We start from the raw sequence: 17,863 nt of genomic DNA, 5'->3' as shown, positions 1-17,863 counted from the left end.
GGTGATCTACTACCTGGACGCCACCGGCGTACGGGAGGCGGCCACCCGGATCCTCACCCCGCTGACCGGCCCCCAGGGCAACGCGGACGCGGAGCTGACCACCTTCACCGGCACCACCATGCTCCGCTCCTTCCTCACCGAGATCGCCCACCACGGCTACACCTCGGACCAGTTCTTCGAGCCCGGGTTCGTCCGGGACACCCTGGCCGGGGTCGATGTCCGGGCCGCGCTGGGACCGGCGAGGTTCGCGGGCTCGACGCCCGACAAGTACGTCGTCGGCAAGATCAACCTCACCCTGGACCAGACGACCACCTCCCGGAGCGACTCCCGGGGCTTCCGGGTCGCCCCCATCGATGTCACCGTGGGCGCCCCCACCGACGCGGCCGGGGTCGGCCATATCCAGGGCGGCGCCGACGCGGGCCGCACCTACCAGTGGAACGAGTCCAGCGGCAACGGCCGCACCGGCGGCCTGGAGCGCATCCAGCTCGACTTCAACCGGGCCTACGCCTTCGAGACGACCGTCGACTTCACCGTGCACAGCGCTCTGGAGCAGCGCGCCAAGCTCGTCCCGGACTCGCTGACCACCGACGAGCAGCAGGTCGACCCGCGCAAGATGCTGTTCCTGCTGCCCGAGCCGGTGGCGCTGGAGGAGTACGGCAAGGGCAATGTGCCGCTCCCCGACGCCCAGCTCGCCGACGCCATGAACCGCTGGGTCGCCGGGGATCTCAAGCTGGAGGGCGACATCGTCGCCGCCGTGCTCAACCGCTGGAGCCGGGACAGCACCGACGCCGAGGTGGCCGCCCTCACCAGCCCCCTGGACAAGGACCGCCGGAGCATGGAACGGCTGCTGGCCGGACTGCACCGGGTCGGCGCGCTGCCCGTCCGCGACCAGGCCGTCAGGACCGAGTTCGGCGACCGCACGGGCCGCAACCTCAAGTCCCCCGACGAGGAGGCCAACACCCTCAGCCTGCCGCCCTACCTGCTGAGCGACGAGCCCGGCGGCCGGATCCTCGGCCACAGCGGCATCACCCGGGTCGCCTACGACAGCGGACGCACCACGTACGAGATCGTGCGCGACCTGGTCGACCGGGCCGCGCCCGGACTGCTGGCCACGGACCCCCAGCTGTGGATCGGCGACGGGGAGCACAAGCTCGGCCGTCTCCAGGGCGGCATCAACACCCTCCAGGCGCTGCTGGCCCCGGGACGGGACATCGCGTTCTGGGACAACTTCATGTCCACCCACGGCCAGGTCTTCTATCTGGTGAACCCGGTGGGCTGGGGACTCACCGACATCGTGGAGATCCGGCTCTCCGATGTCCTCAGCGGCGACCCCCAGCTGCTCGGCTTCCGCCCCGGCACCGGTACCGAGGACTACAGCCACGCCTACTTCGGCCGGTGGACCGCCGGGTCGACCGATGTCACCAACTCCGTCACCGCCAAGCTCGGCGGCGGGGTCGCCCAGAACCACGACCAGCTGAACGTGGGCGTGGGCGAGGGCCGCCACCGCGGGGTCAACCGCTCCGAGAACGCCGTCACCGAGATGACCGCCTACGCCTGGGACGGCCGCTACGACGTCCGCTTCCAGCACCGGATGAACGTCGAGGTCCGCCGTCTCGACATGGCCGGCCGGCCGCTGAACAACCTGCTGATGGGCTGGTACCGCAACCTCGACCCCGACCGCTCCACCACCCTCACCGACTCCGAGTCCGGGTACCTCGATCTCCAGATCCCGCGCGGGCTCGCCGAGTTCAAGTCCTGGCAGGGCCCCGGGATGCCGTCCTCCCGGGATCTGCGCGAGGTGCCCGAGCTGCCCGGCGACACCTATGTCAGCGGGGTGGTCATGGACGAGGCGCTGTCCGTGGCCCGCCGCTTCATGATCGATATGTTCGGTCCCGACGCCGATGGTGCCAAGGTCCGCAACAGCCCCATCTTCGAGCAGCTGTTCGGCCGCAGTCAGCTCGCCAACCATCTGCTGGAGGCGACCGCCGGCAAGACCTATGTCATGGCCGACAACTTCCACATCTCCGGCCGGGAGAGCGAGCGCGCCACCATCTCGATGGCCGGCAAGCTGACCGGCCTGGAGATCGTCGGCACCGTCGAGGGCAGCGGCATCGGCCGCTACTCCAAGCACCAGAGCGGTACGTCCCACAGCGCCAGCGAGGACCGGCTGCGGCCCTCCGCCACCTTCAGCGTCAACGGCTCCGGCACCCTCGCCACCCACGACCCCGCCACCAACGGCGACGGACGGCCCATCCCGCCCTACTCCGGCACCGGCGACACCAGCCAGTCCCGGACGACCGGCGGCAACCTCGGGGTGGCCCACCCGGAGAACTACCGCCGCGAGCAGCACGCCAAGCAGACCGGCGAGATCCAGGTGGTCCGGGTGACCGGCGAGTTCGAGCTGACCGGCGAGCGCTTCGACCACCAGCTGTTCTCCAGTAAGCCCACCCCGGCCGGCACCCACCGCAGCCAGCGCTTCACCGGCGATGTCTACCTCCATCTCTTCGAGGGCGAGATCGCCGAACTCCGGGCCCGGATGGCGGACCAGCAGCGGATCCCCCCGGTCACCGACTGGCGGGCCCTGCGCCGCGCCCCCGCCTTCGACCTGCCGAGACTCCTCGCCGAGTACGCCACCACCCCCGGGGTGACCCCCGACCGGGCCGCCCGGGGTGTCGCCCAGGCCATCCGCGCCCAGCAGGACGGCCCGACGACCGCGGCCGTGCTGCGGTTCGACACCCGGCAGGTGGCGCGGGCCCAGACGCAGTGGGCGCTGGACACCGTCCGCCAGGCCCTGAACGACCAGCACGTGGACCCCGCCACCGCGCGCCGGGCCGCCCGCTTCCTGGTCACCCACGAGGCCCGGCTCGACCGGCCGGAGACCCTGCTCGACGGGCCGGGCACCCTGGACGAGCGCTTCGACGCGCTCGCCGACGAGGTCCGCGCGATCCACGCCCAGATCACCGCCGGGAACCCGGACGCCCGCCCGGTGCTCGACCCGTCCCGCTTCCTGACCCGGTCCCCGCAGGAACTGCTCCGGGACATCGCCCATGAACTCGGCGCCCCGGTCCGCCTGGACGTCACCCTGCCCGACGGCACCACCTCCCGGCTGTGGGCCCAGGGCGAGGGCTATGTCCACGCCACCGACCCGCGCCGCGCCGGAGCCGTCCCGCTGATCACCCCGGACGGGGCCCGGCAGAGCTGGCCCCTGCCGGACGAGGTCGCGACCCTCGCCCGGGACACCGGGGTCGACCAGGGCCGTCTGCTCACCCACTTCCACACCGCGTGGCAGTCCGGGCAGACCTTCGAGCAGGCGGTCCGGACCGAGATCGACGACCGGCTCGCCGCCGTGGACCCGGAGCTGCCGGCCCTGGTCCGCCGGGCGGAGTTCCTGACCGCCGGGTTCGAGCCGAGCCCGCTGGCCGAACTGCCGGACGGCCGGTTGCAGCGGTCGGAGTCCGACGCGGGTACGGCGCTGACCCTCGTCCGGCAACTGATGGCGGGGGAGGACCCGGCGGAGACCGGGCCGCCGGTCTCCGCGCAGGACATCCGGTCCCTGGTGGACACCGACACCTTCGGCACACTGCTGGCGGCGGCGGCCGTCCGCGAGCACACCGGCCCCGGCGCGCTGACCGCGCTGACCCAGGCCCTCACCCTGGCCGGTGACGGCGCGCGGGCGGCCCTGTTCACCGGCCGCCCGGAGTCACCCGTGGTCTTCGGGGAGCGGACCGGCGGCACGGTCCAGTGGTCCGGTCCCACCGGCGACCGGGTGCCCGAGGCGGAGCTGCGGACCCTGGAGACCTTCCACGCGCTGGCGTCCGACGGGCGGGGCGGCCTGCTCGACCCGCCGCCGGAACTGCGGACGCTGGGCCCCGAGGTGCGCCACCTCGTCGACGCGACCCTGGGCGACGGCATGACCGCCTACTGGAACCGCGCCCTCGGCCTGGAGACCGGCACCGCCGACACCACCGCCGACACCACGGCCGACACCCAGCCGCTGGACACCCAGCCGCTGGACACGGCCCGCGAGCCGAGCCCCGTCCCCCTCGCCGCGTCCCTCCTGGAACCCGGCCCCTCCGGCGTCACCGACGCGGACAGCGTGGACAGCACCGATGCCGTCGACACCGGCGAGGAGGGCACCTTCGAGCCGCCGTCCTCGCCGCCGCCCTCCCCGACCCCGCCGGTCGCCGTCCTCACCGACCCCGTCCAGCTGCACCCGGGAGCCCGCCCCATGGGCGTCCCCCGGGCCGGACTCCCGCACATGCCGGAGGTGCTCACCACGGTGCGCGGCCTGCTGGAGGAGGCCGGGGTCACCGTCTCCGAGGACACCCTCGGCGCGCTGCCGCAGCGGCTGCTCAGCAACTACCGCTATCTGATCGAGGGCCATGACGCCTTCACCGGCGGCGGACTGCTGGTGCCGCTGGACAACGGCGCCGAACTGCTGATCTCCCTCGACCCGGACGACGCCCACCAGGTGCTGGGCCCGGAAGGGGTCTACGACCGTCGCCCCGTCACCGGCAGCGGACTGCCCGCGCCCTCGCGGCAGCCGGGGCAGGGGCTGGCACCCATCCCGGAGGAATCGGACGCGGAGGCGGACGCCCCCGCCCCGGCAGGCACCGGCCCCAAGCCCCTCACCGACCCCCGCCCACCGGGCAAGGCCCGCTTCCACGGCAACGAGACCATCAACGGCTCCTTCGCCATCGGCGCCGAGAACCAGAGCCACAGCGGCCCGACCAGCGCACTGCGGGGCAACGCCAACCTGTCGTTCGGCCTCGGCCTCGGCGTCGGCCCGCTGAACTCGCTCCGGCTGGGCGTCGGGGTCTCCGGCACCGCCAACGCCTCCAGCCGCTCCACCAACCGGATCGGGGACGCCGAGGTCGGCCGGGTCGAGGACACCCGGGCCAACTCCCGGCTCCTGTCCCTCAAGCCCAACTGGTCGATGAAGCTGCGCACCGACGGCAACCGGCCCTGGAGCGAGATCCCCTCGACCGTGCCGGACACCAGCACCTCCCCCGAGAGCCTGCTGCTGTGGATGCCCGAGCACTATCTCGCCACCGCCCCCACCCAGGTCAGGGCGGTCGGCACCGAGGTCAACCGGGACGGGCTGCCCTCGTACTTCTTCGCCTCCGGACTCACCAATCTGCCCCGGCTGTTCGACTCGGTACTGGCCGCGCTCAAGCAGCAGAACATCGACCTGCCGTTCGGCAGCCCCGGCCGCGAGGAGCTGGTCCAGAAGATCTGGACCCTGGACGCCCAGCTCGACAAGGCCGTCAACCAGGACGGCTACACCTTCAGCGTCAAGGGCGGCGATCTGCACGCCGCCGCGGTGATCCGGCTGCGCGCCGACCGGGTCGGCGGCGACGAACGGGTCGGCCGGACCACCTCCAAGGCCCATGTGGAGAACGTCCGGACCGCGATCGACGGCACCGGCGGCAGCCACACCCTCGCCCAGTCCAGCACCCTCACCCTCGCCAGCGTCAGCGCCGATCTGATACCGGAGCCCCTGGCGCAGCCCTCGCTCCATGTGAACGCGAACGCCTCCCTGTCGGTGAACTGGTCCACCTCCCACACCCTCAGCGCCAGCCGCGCCGGGCTCTGGGTCGACGTACCGCGCTACACCGGCCGCACCAGCGGGCACGAGATGGAGTTCCGGCTGATCGCCGATGTGGCGGTCCCCGGCAAGCAGGTGGTCACCACCGGCCCCGTCAGCAGCCGCGGACTGGTCCGGGTGCCGGAGGAGGACGCCGCCCGGTTCGATCTGCTGGTGGACGAGAACGCGCTGAACGACACCGGCACCGTCGTCCCCGACCCGGTCGGCGGCAACCGTCCCGGAACCGTGCCCTACACCCCCGGCATGCTGAAGACCAAGGACACCCTCGACCCGGACTCGCCGTTCAGCAAGCCGCCCCCCTTCGTGCTGGCGGGCAAGGGCATCGGCATGGGCCTGGTCGACGTCCCGGACACCACCGTCGCCACCCTGCGCCGCCAGGTCGTCGACCATTTGGTCGAGGAGGGCTTCCTGCTCCCGCCGATGGCCCTGGACGCCACCGGCCAGGTGATCCCGGGCACCCCCTGGGCGGCGAACCGCAACACCGTGGACCGGCAGATCGCCAACGCCGAGATCGTCGCCAAGTACTTCTCCCGGCAGGGCTTCGAGTCGTTCTACGACCAGATCCGCCAGACCGGCATGGTCTTCACCCTGCACAAGCCGCAGGGCCTCCTCGGCATCAACGTCGACACCGACATGGCCCGCGTCACCGTCCGGGCCACCGGTGCCCGGCTGGTCGGCTACGAGGGCAGCACCGACAACTACCACGCCGTCAACCTGGCCATGGGCATGGGCTCCGCCGGGAACAGCACCAGCGGCAGCACCCGCGCCACCCTGGGCCTGAACGGCAGCGTCAGCTTCCAGCGGCTGGTCGGGGCAGGCGCCGGGATCAGCGCCTTCCGCCAGATCGGCGCCGGCCAGAGCGCCTCGCATCTGCACAACCGGCCCGAGCTTCTCGAATACCCCGGGACCCTGCACAAGTACCGGCTGGCCGACGACTACTCCGTCACCGTGGAGTTCCAGCACAGCGGTCTCCAGGGCGAGATCGACGCCGGGTCGCGCGACCCCGATCCGATCCGGCTGACCGGCGAGTCACTGGCCTATCTGCCGCCGCTGGGCCACGCCACCGACCCCGGCCGCAGCACCGGCGTCCAGCTCCCGCCGACCGTGCTGGACCGGGCGGTCGTCCACTACCTGGACGCCTCCGGCATCCGCGAGGCCGCCACCCAGGTCCTCGGCCCGCTCACCGGACCGCAGGGCAACGCGGACGCCGAGCTGTCCACCTTCACCAGCACCATCATGGTCCGCTCCTTCCTCGCGGAGATGGCCCACAAGAGCTACACCTCCGACCAGTTCTTCGACTCCGGGATCTTCCGCGACACCTTCGGCTCGGTCGCCATCCAGGCGATCCCGGGGGTGGCCCGGTTCGCCGGGGCCACCGACGACAAGTTCGTCATCGGCAAGATCAACCTCACCCTGGACCAGACGAACACCAGCAACAACAACTCCTTGGGCGTGCGCTTCACCCAGTTCGACGTCACCGCGGGCGGCCCCGGCCCGGACGGGGTCAGCCACATCCAGGGCGGTGCCGACGCGGGCCGCACCCTCCAGTGGAACAGGACCACCGCCGATGGCCGCACCGGCGGCCTGGAGCGCATCCAGCTCGACTTCAACAAGGCATACGCCTTCCGCGTGCCGGTCGACTTCAAGGTGGACAGCCGCCTGGAGAAGCAGGCCAAGCTGGTGCCCGACTCCTACGCGTCGCACTCGGAGACCGTCGCGGGCCGCGAGATGCTCTTCCTGCTCCCGGAACCGCTCGCCCTGGAGGAGTACGGGAACGGCAATGTGCCGGTGGCCGGCGGCCAGCTCGTCGAGGCCATGAACAGCTGGATGTCCGGCGACACCCGCTTGAGCGGCGACATCGTGGCCGCCGTACTGACCCGCTGGAGCCAGGAGAGCACCGAGGACTCGCTCGCCACGCTGCCGAAGCAACTCGACCACTCCCGGACGCAGATGGCCACCAAGCTGGCCGAACTGCACCGCGCCGGAGCGCTCAGCATCCTCGACGCCGACATCCGGCAGCGGTTCACGGACGCCTTCGAGCTGCCGCCCCTGCCCGCCCCCGGCACCGACGTCACCGAGCTGAGCCTGCCCCCGACCCTCACCGCCGACGAACCCGGCGCCAAGATCCTCGGCCACAGCGGCATCACCCGGGTCACCTACGACGAGGACCGCACCACCCTCGATCTGATCCGTGAGCAGGTGGAGGCCGCCGCGCCCGGACTGCTGGCCAAGGGACCCGAGATGTGGACCGGCGACGGCCGCCGGATCGGACGGCTCCAGGGCGGGGTCAACGCCCTGGAGGCCCTGTTCGGGCCGGGCCGCGACATCGCGTTCTGGGACAACTTCATGTCCACCCACGGGCAGACCTTCTACCTGGTCAACCCGGTCGGCTGGGGGCTCTCCGACATCGTGGAGATCCGCCTCGCCGACATCCTGCACGGCAAGCCCAAGCTGATCGCCTTCCGCCCCAACACCGGTATCGAGGACTACAGCCACAACTACACCGGCCGCTCCGCCACCCGCTCCCGCGACAGCTCCCAGAGCTTCGCCGCCAAGGTCGGCGCCGGCTCCACCAACAACCACGAACAGGGCAGACTGACCGCCACCGAGGGCCGCCACCGGGGCATCTCCCGCTCCGAGAACGCCGTCACCGAGATGACCACCTACGCGTGGGACGGCCACTACGAGGTCGAGTACGACCACACCATGCAGGTCAGCGTCCGCCGTCTCGACATGGCCGGACGGTCCATCAACAACCTGCTGATGGGCTGGTACCGCAATCTCGACGCCGACCACCGCGTCACCCCGCAGACCACCACCGCCTCCGGCAAGATCCGGGTGCAGATCCCCCGCGGCCTCGGCGAGTTCCGCCCCTCCGAGGAGGAGCAGCCCGCCGTATCCGATCTGCGCGAGGTGCCCGAGCTGCCCGGCGACGCCTATGTGGCCGGGGTGGTGATGGACGAGGCGCTGACCGCCGCCCGCACCTTCTACAACGGGCTGTTCGGCCCCGGCGCGGACGGCTCCAAGGTCCACAACGGCCCCATCTTCGAGCAGCTGTTCAGCCGCAACCAGCTCGCCAACCATCTGCTGGAGGCATCGGCGGGCAAGAGCTATGTGATGGCCCGGAACATGCATGTGGCCGGCCGCTCCGGCGACCGCGCCACCGTGTCCATGTCCGGCCGTCTGACCGGCCTCAAGGTCCTCGGCACCGTCGACGGCAGCGGCACCGGCCGCTACTCCAAGCACGCGAGCGGTACGTCCCACACCGCCAGCACCGACGCCTGGCGGGCCGGCGGCGCGCTCAACGCGAGCGGCTCCGGCGACCTCACCACCGACCCGTCCGTCAACCTCGACGGCCGCCCCAGGCCGCCCTACGGCGCCTCCGGCGAGAGCAGCCAGTCCCGCGGCACCGGCAGCAACACCGGCACCGCGCCCAACGAGAACTACCGGCGCGAGCAGCACGCCAAGCAGCAGGGCGAGATCCAGCTGGTGGAGCTGACCGGCCAGTACCAGCTGACCGGCGACCGCGAGCAGCACCGGATCTACCGGCTGACGCCCAAGGAGGCCGGCACCCATGTCAGCGAGCGCTTCACCGGCCGGGTCTATGTCCATATGTTCAGCCACCAGGTCGCCGAACTGCGGGCCCGGATGGAGGCCGAGGGCGGGCTGACCCTGACGGACGCCGACTGGCGGGCCGTCGACAGCGCCCCCTCCTTCGATGTGGCCCAGCTGCTCATCGACTACGGCGCCACCCGCGGGGCGTCGCTCGACCGGGTCCCCGAAGAGGTCGCGCGGCTCATCCGCGCCGAGGGCGACGGCACCCCGCTGCGGGGGGCGGTGCTGCGGTTCGACCTCGGCGCCATCGAGCGGGAGGCCGTCCGCACCGGGCTCCGGTGGGCACTGGACACCACGGGCCGTGACCTGGCCCTCGCCCGGGGCCAACAGGCCGACCAGGACGCACCGGCCCAGCGGGCCGCCCGGCGCTTCCTCAACCGGGTCGCCGACGGCCTCCGCGACCCGGACGCCTACACCGGCGGCGCGGCGGGTAGGGAAGCGGCCTACGCCGAACTCCAGCGCCAGGTGGCCGAGTTCCGTACCGCCCTCACCGGTGACCCCACCCCGCCCGTCGCGCCGGACCTCCCGGACCATCTGGCCACACCGCCCGACGAGTTCGCCCGCGGCCTCGCCCACCACCTCGGTGTGCCGGTCCGTATGGATGTCACCTTCGTCAACGGCGGCAGGGAGCAGCACTGGGCCGACGCCGACGGCCACACCTACGCCTCCGACCCGCGCGACGAGGGCGCGGTCCCGGTGCTCACCCCCGACGGCTCCCAGCGGATCTGGACCATGCCGCCCGCCCTGCACCAGATCGCGGGCGATCTGGACATGGACGAGGGCGACATCGACGTGGTCCGCCGCACGGCCTGGCTGAACGACCAGAGCTTCGAGGAGGGCATACGGTCCGAGATCGACCGCCGGCTGGCGGCCGTCCACCCGAGGCTGCCGGAGCTGTTCGCGCGGGCGGTGTTCGTCTCCGGTGTCCAGCAGCAGGGCGACCCGGCCTGGCAGCGCGCCGCGCTCCCGGACCGGACGGTGGACGACGCCGGTCAGGCCCTGGAGCTGGTGCGGGCGCTGGCCCGGGGCGAGGACACCGGCGATCTCCGCGAGACGCTCCTCGACATCGAGCAGCTCACCGACTCCGAGGTGATCCCCCGGCTGACCGCCGCCCACGCCGTGCAGCCGTCCGAGGGGTCGGTGCGCCGGGAGCTGATCGGGCTGGTCAACCGGCTCACCGAGGCGGGCACGGGCGCCCGCGCCCTGGTCCTCGCCGGGCACCAGGGCTACGACGGCCGCCCCCTGTTCGCCGAGAACACCGGGAACGGCATCCGCTGGACCGACACCGCCGGAACCCCGGTCCGCACCTCCGAGGTCCGCCGGATCGGCCCGTTCCGCACGATGGAGGTCGACGCCCGGGGCCATCTCCTCGACCCGCCGGAGGATCTGCGGCTGCTCGGCACCAGCGCCTGGCAGTTCCCCGAACTGGCCGCCGGGGGCAGCCACGGCAACTTCCTGGACCTGGCGCTCGGCCCGGACCGCACCTTCGGCGACCCCCCGGTCCCGACGGTCACCACCGCCGCGCCCCTCCCGGACCCCGGCACCACCGGCACCACCGAGGCCACCGCCGACGCCGGGCACCGCCCGGACGACGACCGCGGCCGGGGTCCCGGCGGCGGAAGGGACGGCGGCGGCCGGGGCCCCGGCGCGGGCACGGGCGGCCGGGACCTGTCCCCGGACCCGTCGGACACCGAACCCGGGCAGGACGACTCCCCGGGCACGGACACGAGGCCGCTCCCGCCGCTCCCGGCGGAGGAGGGCGAGGACGCCCCGGCGACCCCCGCCCGCGAGGACCGCCGCCTCCCGACCATCCTGGAGGAGGACGAGGAGGACGCCCCCGCGTCCCCCGTCCGCGACGACGCCGATGTCCCCCCGGCCCCCGCCGGGAGCGACGCCGAGACCACCCCTCCGGCATCCCCGACGCCCGCCCCCGACGACCCGAACGACCCGGGCAACCCCCAGGACCCCGACGACCCCCACCCGCTGCCGGACGCCCCGCCCCCCGTCCCCCCGAAGGACATCCCCGGCCTCGGCGACCCCGTCGACGCCCACCCGGCGGTGCGCTCCATCGGCATCCCCCGGGCCGGGGTGCCCCGGGTGAACGACGTCGTGGACCAGCTGCGGGCGATGGCCGCCGCCGAGGGCGTGACCGTCTCGGAGCGGAGGTGGACCCTGCTGGAGCAGCGGCTGCTGAGCAACTACCGGTTCATGCTGGCCGGTCACGGCGACCGCGCCGACGGCGGTCTGCTGGTGCCGCTCGGCCCGATCGAGGTGCTGGTCTCGCTCGACCCGACCGATCCGCGCGAGGTGCTGGACCCGGAGGGCTCCTACGACGGTCCCTCGGCGCGCGGACGGAACATGGTCTCCACGCTCACGACGATCCCGGAGGAGGACGAGAGCGGCGGCGACACCAACCCCGAGGACCCGAACGCGCCCGCCCCCGACGACACCGTGGTGCCCGAGGAGCCCGACGCCGCCGCCCCCGAGGAAGCCGCCCCCACCGGTCCCCTCCCGACGACCGACCCGCGCCCCGAGGCACGGCCCTCGTTCATCAACAACCAGAACACCACCGGCGCCTTCGCCATCGGCGCCGACAGCCGCGGCCACAGCGGCCCGACCAGCGCGCTGCGCGGCAACGCGGCCCTGTCCTACGGTCTCGGGGTCGGCGCGGGCCCGCTGAACGTGCTGCGCGGCGGGGCCGGGATCTCCGGCACGGCGAACGCCTCCAGCCGCTCCACCAACCGCATCGGCGACGCCGAGCGCGGCCATGTCGAGGACAACCGCACCGCGGGCCAGCTGCTCTCGTACGAGCCCGGCTGGTCGATGAAGGTGCGCACCGACCCCGACCGGCAGTGGCGGGACATCCCGCCGACCCCCCTGAACTCCACCTCCTCGGAGCGGCTCCAGCTGTGGGTGCCCAAGCACTATCTCGGGACCGCGCCGCAGCAGGTGCGGGCGACCGGCGACGAGGTGCGCGGCGACAGGATGCCGTCGTACTTCTTCGCCTCCGGGCTCACCGGCATGCCCGCCCTGTTCGACTCGGTGACGGCGACCCTGAAGAGCCAGGGCTTCGACACCGGGATCGGCAGCGCCGCCCGTGACGAACTGCTCCAGAAGCTGTGGACGACGGACGCCCAGCTCGACCGGGCCGTCAACGACGGCTACACCTTCAGCCTCAAGGGCGCCGACGGGCACACCGGCGCCATGGTCCGGGTGCACGCCGTCCGCCGCCCCGGGGACGTCCGGGTCGGCGAGACCTCGGACAAGGCGCACATCGAGAACGTCCGGACCGCGATCGACGGCACCGGCGGCAGCCACACCGTCTCCCACTCCAGCACGGTCACCTTCGCCAATGTCACCGCCGATCTGATGCCGCTGCCGCTGGACACCCCCGACCTCCATGTCAACGCCTCCGCCTCGCTCGCGATGACCTGGGGCAACAGCGACACCGTCAGCGCCTCCCGGGCCGGGCTGTGGGTCAGCGTGCCGCGCTTCGCGGGCCGTACGACCGGCCATGAGGCGGAGTTCGTGATGGCGGCCGAGGTGTGGGTGCCCGGCAAGGAACCGGCGATGACCGGCTGGCTGCCGAGCCGGGGCCTGCTGCGGCTGACCGAGGAGGACGCCCTCGCCAACGGCTTCTCGGTGGACGAGACCGCGCTGGACGAGAACGTCACGACCGTCACCGACAACCCGGACGACACCACCGACGCCCGTCAGGTGCCCTTCAGCGACGATCTGCTGGCGGCCCGCGACACGGTCGACCCGAACGCCCCCGTCCCCGAACTGCCCCCGCATGTCGCGGAGGGCAAGGGCATCGGCATGGGCCTGGTGAAGGTCGACGACGGCACCGTCCAGGAGATGAAGACCCGGATCAGCGAGGTGCTCGCCCAGCACGGGTTCGTGGTGCCGCAGCCCGGCACGGCCGGGCACGACACCCGGCGTCCGCTGCCCGGGGTGCGCTGGATCGCCAACAAGCTGGGCCTGGACAGCCAGATCACCAACACCGAACTGATCGACAAGTACATCTCGTCGCAGGGCCTGGAGTCGCACTACGACCAGATCCGGCAGTCCGGGATGGTGATCACCCTCTCCAAGCCGCGCGGCGCCCTCGGGATCAACCTGGATGTCGACGCGGTCCGGATCGTCGTGAAGGCGGCGCCGTCCGGCCAGAACCCGGAGTTCCTGGGCACCACCGACAAGTACCACGCGGTCAATCTCGCCATGGGCATGGGCGCCGCCTCGCAGTCCAGCGGCGGCAGCAAGCGGATCTCGCTCTCGATGCGGATCAGCGCCGCCTTCAAGCGGCTGCTGAGCGCCGGACTCGGGCTCGACATCTTCCGCCAGGTGGGCGCCAACCAGACCGTCGGCCACCTCCAGAACCGCCCCGAGCTGATGGAGTACCCCGGCGTCCTGAACAAGCACCGGGTGTTCGACAACTACACCGTCACCATGGAGTTCGAGCACAGCGGCATCCAGCGCCTGGCCGGGGAGGGCGCCCGCAACCCCGACCCGATCCGGCTCCAGAGCCAGGCGTCGACCGCCATCGTGCTGCCGCTCGGCGATGTCAGCGAACCCGGCAAGCCGGTCGCCTCACCGCCGGTGTCGGTGCTCCGCCAGGCCGGGATCTACTACCTCGACAGCAGCGGCCTGGAGACCGCCGGACGGGCACTGCGCCCGCTGACCGGGGTGCACGGCAACGCGGACTCGGAACTCTCCACGTTCCTCGGCACCACCATGATCCGCGCCCACTTCAAGGAGATCGCTCAAGGGGCCTACACCTCCGACCAGTTCTTCGAGAGCGGCATCCTGCGGGACACCTTCGGCGGCGTCGATGTCAGCGCCAAGCTCGGCAAGACGGTGTTCGCCGGGGCGACCGACGACAAGTACGTCCTCGGCAACATCCATCTCTCCCTCGACCAGACCAACACCACCGACACCACCTCCAACGGCGTCCGGATCGTCCAGTACGACGCCGCCGTGGGCGGGCCCGCGGGGGACACCGGCCTCGGCGGCAGCGTCTCCGGCTCCACCGACGCCGGGCGCACCCTCCAGGCCAACACCTCCCAGAGCCACGGACTGACCGGCGGCAAGGAGCTGATCCAGCTCGACTTCAACCGGGCCTACGCCTTCCGCACCGAGGTCGACTTCGATGTCGTCAGCCGGCTGGAGAAGCACTCCAAGGTGCTGCCCGGGTCCCACACCCGCGAGCAGGTGGCCGTGAACGACCGCACCATGCTGTTCGTGCTCTCCGAGCCGGAGGCGCTGGACGCGTACGGCAAGGGCCATGTGCCGGTGTCCGACCGGCAGCTCCTCGATGTGCTGACCCGCTGGGCGGAGGGCAAGACCCGGCTGAGCGGCGATCTGATCGCGGGCGTCCTGAGCCGGTGGAAGCTCGACACCCCCGACGACGCCGACCTTGCCCAGGCGTTCGCGCTGCTCGGCCTCGACCCGGCCCACACCCGCGACCAGCTCGCCGCGATGCTGGTCGACTCCCACCGGACCGGGGCGCTGCCGATCCTGAGCGCGCAGGTCCGGGCCGACTTTGCCCTGGCCTACGGACTGGACCCGCTCGGCGTCCCCGGCGAGGCCGTCACCACCCTCAGCCTGCCCGAGTACCTCACCCGCAAGGACGCGGGCGGCCGGATCCTCGGCCACAGCGGTATCTACGAGGTCGGTTTCGACAACCAGAAGACCACCTACGACATGGTCCACGAACTGGTCGAGAAGGCGGCCCCCGGACTGCTCGCCAAGGGACGCGATCAGAACCTCGAACTGTGGGTGGGCGACGGCAAGAAGCTGAGCCGCATCAACGGCGGGATCAACGCCTTCCAGGGACTGCTGGCCCCCGGCCGTGACATCGCGTTCTGGGAGAACTTCATGTCCGTCCACGGCCAGAGCTTCTATCTGGTCAACCCGGTGGGCTGGGGACTCTCCGACATCGTGGAGATCAAGATCTCCGACATGCTCCGGGGCGACCCGGAGGTCATCGGCTTCCGCCCCGACACCGGTATCGAGGTCTACAACCACAGCTACGTCGGCGAGTCCACCACCCAGTCCCGTGACAGCAGCCAGTCCTTCGGCGCCCGCTTCGGCGCCGGGGTCACCAACAACCGCGAGACCGTCGGCGTCAGCGTCAGCGAGGGCCGCCACCGGGGGGTCACCCGCTCCGAGAACGCGGTGTCCGAGGAGACCGCCTACGCCTGGGACGGCCACTACAAGGCCCGCTTCCGGCACACCATGGACATCGAGGTGCGCCGCCTCGACATGGGCGGACGCCCCCTGAACAACATGTTCATGGACTTCTACCGGGGCCTGGACGCCGACCGCTCCACCCCGCAGACCCTCACCGCCGACGGCTATATCGACCTCCAGATCCCGCGCGGCCTCGCCGAGCTGCGGCCCATGCAGGGCCCCCGCCCGGCAGCCCCCGACCTGCGCGAACTGCCGCCGCTGCCTCGGGACGCCTATGTCGCCGGAGTCGTGATGGACGAGGGGCTGCGCAGCGCGAACCGGCTCGCCACCCGGATGTTCGGCCCGGAGGCCGACACCGAGGGCACCACCCGCTCCAGCGCCGTACTGCGCGAACTGTTCGACCGCAGCGTCCTGTCCGGCCGGATGTGGGAACTGTCCGCCCACGGAAAGGTCGAACTCACCGACAACCTGTTCCTGCCGGGCCATTCCAGCCGCCGCGCCGACCTCGTCATGACCGGCGGATTCACGGGCATGGAGGTGCTGGGCGCCGCCGACGGCGGCAGCACCGGCCGCTACGCCAAGCACCAGAGCGGGACGAGCCACAGCGGCAGCGTCGACCGGTGGCGGGCCGGCGTCAGCGTCGGCGCCTCCGGCTCCGGCGCGACCAGCGACCCCGCCACCTCCCTCGCCGACGGCCGCGCCCTGCCCGGCGACTCGGCGTCCGGCGACACCAGCCAGTCCCGTGTCACCGGCAGCAACCACGGGGCCGGGAACACCGAGAACTACCGCCGCGAGTCGCACACCAAGCAGATGGGCCAGGTCATGGTGGTCCGCCTCACCGGCCGCTTCGCCCTGGAGGCCCGGCTGCACGAGCACCACCTGCTGAGCCCCACCACCGAGCACGGCACCTTCCGCAGCGACCCCTTCACCGGCGATGTGTACGCGCATCTCTTCGAGTACGAGATCGAGGAGATGCGGGCCCGCCTGGAAGGGACCCCGCAGGCCCCCCGCCCCGCCACCGACTGGACCACCCTCCCCACCGCCGGAACCTACGACGTCCCCGCCCTGCTCGCCCGGTACGCCACCACCGAGGGCGCCACGCCCGAGCGGGCCCCCCGGGCGGTCGCCGAGGCCATCCGCGCCCAGGCGGACGGCCCCGTCGACGCCGCCGTGCTCGGCTTCGACGCCGGGGCCCAGCTCAACGCGCTGGCCAGGCATCACGTCCAGTGGGCGTACGCCACCGTGCAGCGGGCCCTGTGGGAGCCGGGCGCCGACGGCACCCCGGCAGCCGCGGACGCCCGGCGGTTCCTGGACGACCACTGGAGCCATCTGCGGGACCCGGCCCCGCTGCTCCAGCAGCCCGGCACCTCGCAGCAGATCTTCGACCGGCTCATCCACCAGGCCAGTGACCTGCACGCCCGGCTCGCCACCGATCCGTCCGCGCCGCCGCTCCCGCTGCCCGACCCGCCGTCCCTGCTCGGGCTGTCCCCCGACGACCTGGTCCGCAGCATCGCCCATGAACTCGGGGTGCCGGTCCGGATGGATGTCGCCGTGGCGAACGGCGGTTCCTACCAGCGCTGGGCGGCGCCGGACGGCTCCGTCCACGCCGACGTACCGACCGCGCCCGGTACCGTGCCGGTCATCGACCCGACCGGCACGCACCGGTCGTGGCCGCTGGACGACGACCTGCACCGGTCCGCGACCGACGTCGGCATCGACGACGGCGACCTCGCCTCCCTGCTGCGCACCGCCTGGCACGACGGCCACACCTTCGAGGAGGCGGTACGCGCCGAGATCACCACCCGCACCGACCGGCTGCGCACCCTGGACCCGAGTCTGCCGGATCTGCTGCGCCAGACGCAGTTCGTGCTGGACGCGGAGCGGGCGAACAGCGAGGAGTGGCAGCGCTCCGGCCTCGGCCCGGACCACACCGCCACCGTCCAGCAGGCCCGCCACGACGTCTTCAACCTGCTCCGGGACCCCGGCGACCAGCCGCGCCCGGCTGCCGCCGCCCTGGCCGACAAGGTCCGCGAACGCCTCTCGGCCCCTCTGGTGCGCACCCTGGCGACGGCCTACGCCACCGAGGACCTGGACGGCCCGCTCGCCGATGTGGCGCAACGCCTCGTCACGGCCGGGCACGGCACCCAGGCCATCGTCCTGCCCCGCGATGTGGACGGCGTTCCCGGCCGCTATCTCTACGCCGTGAACGTCCGCGGCCGGATCCGGTGGGCGGACTACACGACGGGCGTCCTGCTCACCCTGCCGTCGGACGCCGCCGGGAAGCACTTCGTCCTGGAGGTGGGCCGCGACGGCGAACTCCTGCGGGTGCCGCCGGAGATCCGTGCCCTGGGCCGGGAGTGGTGGAACTTCCCCGACCTGGCGCTCGGCGCCGAGGGCCCGGGAATCCACGACGTGTTCCGCCAGACACCGGCCGCCGCCCAGGCGTGA

General features: G+C 72.4%; 1 protein-coding gene (only partly in view). It reads left to right on the top strand.

The window, feature by feature from the left end; genetic code table 11:
- A protein-coding gene (locus ABZX40_RS39570; RefSeq protein WP_355750293.1) for a toxin glutamine deamidase domain-containing protein crosses the window boundary here: on the top strand, positions 1-17,863 show its 3' portion. It extends 10,103 nt beyond the left edge of the window; 17,863 of the gene's 27,966 nt are visible here — the last part of the coding sequence; its start codon lies beyond the left edge, outside the window; it ends in the stop codon at positions 17,861-17,863.

The organism is Streptomyces sp. NPDC004610 (assembly GCF_040609715.1).
Lineage (GTDB): Bacteria > Actinomycetota > Actinomycetes > Streptomycetales > Streptomycetaceae > Streptomyces.
Note: the sequence above shows the minus strand (reverse complement) of the source record. Positions and strands in the feature narration are given on the sequence as shown.